Source organism: Frankia nepalensis (assembly GCF_016786325.1).
Lineage (GTDB): Bacteria > Actinomycetota > Actinomycetes > Frankiales > Frankiaceae > Pseudofrankia > Pseudofrankia nepalensis.
In genome coordinates this window covers 1-6,490 of sequence record NZ_JADWYU010000263.1, presented here as the reverse complement: position 1 = coordinate 6,490, position 6,490 = coordinate 1, and the positions used below count along the sequence as shown (strand labels likewise).

Below are 6,490 nucleotides of genomic sequence, written 5' to 3'. Positions count from 1 at the left end.
CGTCATGACTCTTGGTCAATGCAATCTCTTGCTATGACGGATGCCGTTGCCCATGCCCCGGTCCGGGGGCCGTGTGGTCAGTCGTCCCAGTCGGTCAGCGTCGCGACTACCGCCGTCTCCACGACCCGCCGTGGCAGTGCCACACCCGCTGGGCCGAACACCAATACCGGGCTCAGGTCCCCGAACGCCTCGATGAACACCATCCCCGCTGGCATCTGCGCGAGTTGTTCGCGCAGTTCCTCAGGTTGCTGCCCTGGCCATACCGTCACCGTGACCACGGTCCCCGTCGTCAACATCCCGCGCCGCGCGGGCGCACGCGCCCCGTCCTCGGGGCGGGGTGTTGTTCCGGTGTCGTACCTGTCGCTGAGCAGCCGCAGACCTCGCCCGGCACCGACCGCCGATGCCACCGTCGCGTCCCGGGGCGTGCCGAGCAGCACATGCAGCAGGTGGTCGTCCGGCCAGTCCAGTGCCCGGCACAGCGACGTCAGCGTCGTGTCCCGGACCCGCCGGCCGCCGCCCCCGCGCTGCACCACCCGTACCGTCGCCACCGACACGCCGGACAACGCGGCAAGCCGCGTCTGACTCATCCGGCACGCCGCCATTCGAGCGTTCACCGCGGCGGCCACCCCCGCCCAGTCGTCGCCCGCAGGCACCGGCCGCCGGCTGCCCGACGCGTCTACGGAGATCACCGCCGTCATGCCGCCACCGCCGCAGGGCGCGGCCGATCAACCACCCCGGCTGCCGGGGTTGCGGCCAGCAGTTCCCACACGGTCAGCTCCGTGGCCCGGCCGCCGAGATCCGCGCGGACCGCATGCCGTACGGACGGTCGGCTCTTGCGCGTCGGCGGACAGACCGCGCACACCACCGGCGGCACCGACCCGACTGGCCGGTCCCCCGACACGATCCCGCCGACCACCAACGCGAGCGCCGTCCACTCTGCCGGCACGCCCGCCGGCCAGACGGCGACCGGTCCGACCTCTGGACACACCCGTACGAGATCGAGTGCCGCGCGCACCAGGCTCCGCCGGCTCAGACAGGTCACCGTTGCCCATCCGCGTCCCTGGGCGTCCGTCGGATCGCTCCCCAACGACCGGGACAGCACCAGCCCATCCGTCCCGAGCGGCACCAGCGCTGGCAGCGTCACCGTTACCGGCTCGCTCGCACTGCCCAAACTGATCGTCACCGCCGTCACCGTTCCTCCCACCGCCAGAGCGCGCCCGCCCCGCGCGAGCCGCTATGACCGGCGCCGGCCGGGGGGATCGTCGCCAGCCCGACCGGAACCGGCAGCCGCAACGATGGGTCGCGCGCCGATCTCTGACAGTGGAGATGATCGGGACATGGGTAGGACGTCCCCGAGGGACGGAGACAGGGACGTCTCGGGGACTTCTTGGGGACTTGTCTGCCAGGGGCGCCGACCGGTGGTGACACTGCGCCCCGGCCGGGCCACGATCGGCACATACCCCCTGGACGCCGAGGACGTCATGCCCCCACACCCCCGACCCCGCACCCTCTTGGCACACCTGCTGGTCCAACGCCACTGGACCGTCGAGGACTTCTGCCGCCATTTCGCCGACACCGCCGCGGCCATCAACGCCGGCACCCACGGCATCACCGACCGCCAGGCCAAACGCTGGCTCGCCGGCACCGTCACCAGGCCCTACCCCGTCGCCCGCCGCGTCTTGGAGGCCATGTTCGAGACCGACACCGACGCCCTGCTTTCTCCAGTCGCCCAGCCAACCGACCGTGAACCAGCCCTCAGCGCTCCGCACGGGATGGTGCCCGCCCGGATAACACGTGACGATGGACACGCCACGCCCGGCCTGCCCGAGGAGATGAGTCCATCGCTTCGACGCGACCTCCTCAGCGCGAGCGTCCTGCTCACCGCCACCGGCGTCACGCTCACCCCCGCGGACCGCGCCGCCCGTATCTCCCGCGCCATCGCCACCGCGGGCTCCGACCCACTCACCCTCGCTCAACTCCAACACGGCATTCACCGGCTCACCACGCTCTACGCCGTCACCCCGCATGGTGACCTGATCGACTCGATCGAACGCGCATGGGAAGACGCCGAGATCCTGCTAGGCGCAGCCAGACCAGGAACCGCCCGGCGAGACCTCGAACTCGTCGCGGGCCAATACGCCTACTACCGGGGCCAACTCGCCTTCGACATGAGCGACGACCCCACGGCGCTCACCTTCTTCGTCCTCGCCGCCCAGCACGCCGACGCCGCCGGAGACACCCTGCTGTCCGGCTCCATCGCCGTCATGCGCTCCGCGATCTTCTTCTTCGCTGGCGACTTTCCCCGAGCCGCCGTGTTCGCCCGCCAAGCCCAGCGCGGCGCCCATCCCTACATCGTCCCGAAGCTCGCCAGTGCGCTCGCCCGCGCACTCGCGCAGGTCGGCGACACCGACGGCGCTCTTGCCGCTCTGCGCACCATGAGCGACAACATCTGGACCGGCCCACCGCAACCCGGACCCGAACCCGGCGGCGAAGAGGGCTACGAGGCATTCAGCGCCGTCACACTCGGCTACCTCGGCCGCGGCGACGACGCGGAACGACACGCCCACAACGCGCTCGCCCTGCTGACGGGGACCGGGCGCCACGTCCAGCTCGCAGGGACACACCTCGCGCTCGCCCGGGCGTTCATCCGCCGCCCGAGACCCGAGCCCGAGCAGGCCGCCGCCGCTCTACGGGACGCCCTGACAGCGGCCCAGGACAACGATCACGGCGCCACCACCGACCGAGTCACAGGAATCTACCGCCACCTCACCGTCAACCCCGACTGGGCGAAACTCCCACCCGTCCGCGACCTCGCAGACCGGCTACCCATCCGCAAAGAGCTGCCCTCAGGCGTCACCGTCTGAAAGTGCGGAGCGGTCCGAGCCTCCGGACGAGGATCTGTACTGGAACGGACGAGGTCACATGCCGCACAGGCCTTGCGACGGCCGCGAGACCCGAAGATCTGCGCGATGTACTGGTCGAGCAGTCGGCCGAAATCATGTGCAGACCCGATCCGGGGCCCATCGACTACGGCGTCCAACTCCCGGGTACAAGCGTCTACGTCCGTCCAGCCGCCCCGAAACAAGACGATAATGAGGCAGGCATCCCCTGGGCCGGAGATCTCGACTCCGATCGAGTCTGGATCGGTAACCAGGTTCCGGTCCCGCTCCAGCTTCGGCGGCCACGGCGCGGCATAGTCTCGTCAGGTCACTGCCTTCACATTCAGGCCGGCGAGTTCCCATGCGGGCCGGCGCCTGGCGATCTCATCAGCGGCATGATCGAGGTCGACGTCACCGAGGAGGACATGGTCAGGCTGGAGAACCTGAGGCACCTGCGGGTCACGCTGCTGTTCACCTATTCCGGGGTCGCCGACGACCGCGTCGAGCCGATCTCCAAGAGCGGCATCACCGTGCGCTCCATCCAGGTCGCCGCGGCACACAGGCGGCGTACCGGCATCGTCCTCCACTGGCGGCCGATCGTGCCCGGCTGGAACGACAGCCCCGAGACCATGGCCCAGGTCCTGGAGGTCGGGCGTGACGTGGACGCGCTGGTGTTCACCGGCTACTACCACAAGGAGCAAAACGCCGAGCACCTGCGGAACCTCGGGTGGAGGTGCCGTACGCCGACGGCTACGCGCGCCGCAAGGTGATGCCCGAGGAGCTCGACGCCCGCGTGGTCGCGGCCTGGCGGGCCAGCGGCACGAGCACCCCGCTGTTCCGCAAGACGTCCTGCGGTGTGGCCTTCGCGCACCGCGTCCCCGACTACAACGGCCACTGGGGTGTCCGGGAGCTGTGCGACATCTGCCCGCCCCTCCAGCAGAAACGCTGCGCGGACAGTTACTCGGAGCCCACCACCGCTCAGTTCGAGGCCGTTCTCGCGCAGCTCGGCTACGAGACCGAGTACGTGATCGAACCGGGACACGTGTGGACCCATGGCCTGGGGGAGCAGCAGCGTTACGCTGTGCAGCACACCCTGCGCTTCCAGATCTGGGAACTCGACCAGCCCCACCATCTCCACGCCCACGGCCGGTCCCTGCTCGGGCATTCCGTCGACGCGACCCAGGACAAGGAGTTCGCCGCTGTGCGGGCCCGGTTCCAGCAGGCCGCGTGCTTCGAGGACGACTAGCCACCCGCTGGGAGGGAGACCTGGCCGATGACCGTTCAGCCCTGGCAGCAGGCGCCTCTGGTCGCGCTCGACCTGGAGGGCACCGGAGCCCAGGACCGCGAGCAGGAGGCGATCCTCGAGGTGGCCGTGGTACCGCTGCACGATGGCCACCCGGATCTCCCATGCGCATTCGCGACGCTGGTCAACCCTGGCCGCGGGGTTCCCCGGCGGCCGTGGATCTCACCAGGCATCAACGATCAGACCTTGAGCACCGCGCCGCCGTTCGACCGCATCGCGACCGACCTCGCCGAACGGATCGACAGCCGGTGGATTGTCGGTCACAACGTCGGGGTCGACTGGCGGCTCCTACGCCGCTACCTTCCCGATGTCAGGCCAGCGGGACTCCTGGACACCCTCGCGCTCGCCCGCGCCGTGGGCCTTGACAGCGGCAGAGCGCTCACCGCGCTGGTCGACCAGGCGGGCCTCGACGGCGCGCTGCACGTCGCGCTGCCTACCGGCCAGCCTCACCGCGCGCTCTGGGACGCCACCGCCGCGGCGTTTCTCCTGACCTGGCTGGTCGGGAGGTACTGGCCGAAGCGCGACCCCACGTTGAACGACCTTCGCGCGATCGCCGGCATCGACCTCGCTCCGCCGGCCGAGCAGCCCAGTCTCTTCTGAACTCGCGACGCACTGTGCGGATCGAGCCCGGATGCTCAGACCACCGGGGCCACGCGAGCGACGACCGCGGCCCGCAGCAGGCGCCAGCGCCAGGACGGCTCCGCAACGTCGCGACAGCTGCTGTGAGAAGTCGCGACAGCCAGCTACCAGGCCACAACGCTGCAACGCCGCACACTGTGACAGCGGAAGCGGGTCGATGTCGATGTCGCCGCTGGCGCCCTTGTGCCAACTTTCTCTACTTGTTCAAGACCCGCCCTCCGGGCGGGAAGACCTCAGGGGGGCTCCGCCCCCCCGAACCCCCGGCCAGCTCCCAAAGGGGAGGGGAAAGAACGTCCGCGTGATCACTTCGGCATGCCGGCGCCCGAGGGCTACCACCAGAACCCCGACCGCGCAAGATCCGAATGGCTGGTCATGGATCAAGAGCCGTTGGCGGATCTTGCACGGTCGAGAACCCGGTGGTAGGGACAAGCCCGCCGGCACACCGAAGGGATCACGCTCGCCCCTAGCCATGAGGGCCAGGCCCTCGGAAGAGGTGATCTGTATGGACGAAGCCGAACGTCGAGCGCGGGCGCTTGCGCTCGTGCGCCTCATCAGGTCTGGGACGGTTCCCCGTCGTGAGGCGAAGAGCAAGTTTGACGAACTCATGCGGCTGAAGGCGACACCCCAGTGGTCCGACCTGATGTTCTGGACCGAGCTGTCAGATCGCGAAGTAGTCGACGCTGCGTTCGCCTACAGGCCGATCGCTCTATAAGGATCATTGCGCGGTGCGCCGCACCCGCCACGCACGGCCAGGACCCGACGTCCCGCCGCGCAGCCGCCTGCGCGCCGTGCTCGGCGGGCGCGTCGGGCCGCCACCCGCCCGCGCCCGTCGGAGCGTCGTGCCACGCCATTTAGATCTTGCTCGCACCATACGCACGCCCGGACCCGGGCCCGATTGGCGAGAGCGCGCCCCGCCGCAGGTCAACGCCACTTTCCGTCGCGAGCGGTCACGTTCTGCAAACTATCGCCGTCTGATGGCAGCCATCTCGCGGCCTACGCACGAACGGAACGACCGCTCAGGCTGGCGAATAGCATCTCACCTGCTTTGAACGGGTCATCTGATGCGGTGGGCGCGAGGGAAGTACAAGCGGCTGCGAAGCGACAAGCAGGCACGGGCATGGCTCGCTGGCGTCCGCAGGCGAGCACCTAAACTGTTCGCGCACTGGAAGATCGCTTACACACTCTGACACCTGGGCGGCACGAGCCCCGTGACGGGAGACTGTCATGCGGGGATCTGTGGGGGGCGGTGGGTGAGATTCCCGCCGCCTACCCGGCGGTCGGACCATAGGACCGAACCGGCCGCAGCTGGCGAAACATCGTTCGCGGCCGTCGGCACCCAGGACTTACGATCAGTGCCGCCTGCGTCGGCCTACGGGCGAGACCCCGACCCCCGGCCCGTTGTGGAGGGGACCAGCCGAGTTCGAGCGGGGCCAGGTGGGGTGAAACCTACTGCCGTCGGCAGCCACGGTGGCAGCCAGGCGTGCGGAAAGCCGCGGACGGCGGTGGAGTCTGGCGGATGCGATCGAGCCATAAGCAGGATCGGCGGACGTCTGCGGACATCTGTGGATCACCCACTGAGGCCCTCATGATGCGCCGGTCTTCGGTTGAAGCCCCACCATGCGATAGGCAGGTAGGGAGTCCTGCGCCACGCCCTACAGCGACGGCCGGG

Annotated in this window: 7 protein-coding genes; 5 read left to right on the top strand and 2 right to left on the bottom strand. The window is 69.4% G+C overall.

Annotation, left to right across the window (positions count from 1 at the left end; genetic code table 11):
• Positions 1–77 precede the first annotated feature (77 nt).
• Together I6A81_RS45950 and I6A81_RS39915 are read right to left on the bottom strand one after the other, a co-directional pair.
• A complete protein-coding gene (locus I6A81_RS45950) occupies positions 78–698 on the bottom strand; it encodes a helix-turn-helix domain-containing protein (RefSeq protein WP_203005707.1) in 621 nt (206 codons plus the stop codon).
• The gene (locus tag I6A81_RS39915; RefSeq protein ID WP_203005706.1) at positions 695–1,192 is read right to left on the bottom strand and encodes a hypothetical protein; all 498 of its coding nucleotides are present in this window, start codon (positions 1,190–1,192) and stop codon (positions 695–697) included. Before I6A81_RS39915 ends, I6A81_RS45950 begins: the two co-directional genes overlap by 4 nt.
• Before the next feature lie 226 nt (positions 1,193–1,418).
• On the opposite strand from I6A81_RS39915, the gene I6A81_RS39910 reads away from it, so the two are divergent.
• The 5 genes from I6A81_RS39910 (at position 1,419) to I6A81_RS39890 (ending at position 5,533) form a co-directional block, all read left to right on the top strand.
• Positions 1,419–2,864, top strand: a complete 1,446-nt coding sequence (locus I6A81_RS39910; RefSeq protein ID WP_307875221.1) for a hypothetical protein — start codon at positions 1,419–1,421, stop codon at positions 2,862–2,864.
• A gap of 410 nt (positions 2,865–3,274) precedes the next feature.
• Entirely contained in the window at positions 3,275–3,649 is a 375-nt protein-coding gene (locus tag I6A81_RS39905; protein ID WP_203005705.1) for a hypothetical protein, read from the top strand.
• Entirely contained in the window at positions 3,607–4,125 is a 519-nt protein-coding gene (locus tag I6A81_RS39900) for a hypothetical protein (RefSeq protein WP_203005704.1), read from the top strand. The genes I6A81_RS39905 and I6A81_RS39900 overlap by 43 nt, the downstream gene beginning before the upstream one ends.
• Before the next feature lie 27 nt (positions 4,126–4,152).
• Positions 4,153–4,782 (top strand): 3'-5' exonuclease, encoded by a 630-nt coding sequence (locus I6A81_RS39895; RefSeq protein ID WP_203005703.1) that lies wholly within the window; start codon positions 4,153–4,155, stop codon positions 4,780–4,782.
• 541 nt (positions 4,783–5,323) lie between these two features.
• A complete protein-coding gene (locus I6A81_RS39890; protein ID WP_203005702.1) occupies positions 5,324–5,533 on the top strand; it encodes a hypothetical protein in 210 nt (69 codons plus the stop codon).
• Positions 5,534–6,490: the final 957 nt, after the last annotated feature.

Coding starts and splice junctions, on each gene's coding strand:
- I6A81_RS39905 (WP_203005705.1), top strand. CDS start 3,275: ATGATCGAGGTCGACGTCACCGAGGAGGACATGGTCAGGCTGGAGAAC.
- I6A81_RS39890 (WP_203005702.1), top strand. CDS start 5,324: ATGGACGAAGCCGAACGTCGAGCGCGGGCGCTTGCGCTCGTGCGCCTC.
- I6A81_RS45950 (WP_203005707.1), bottom strand. CDS start 698: ATGACGGCGGTGATCTCCGTAGACGCGTCGGGCAGCCGGCGGCCGGTG.
- I6A81_RS39895 (WP_203005703.1), top strand. CDS start 4,153: ATGACCGTTCAGCCCTGGCAGCAGGCGCCTCTGGTCGCGCTCGACCTG.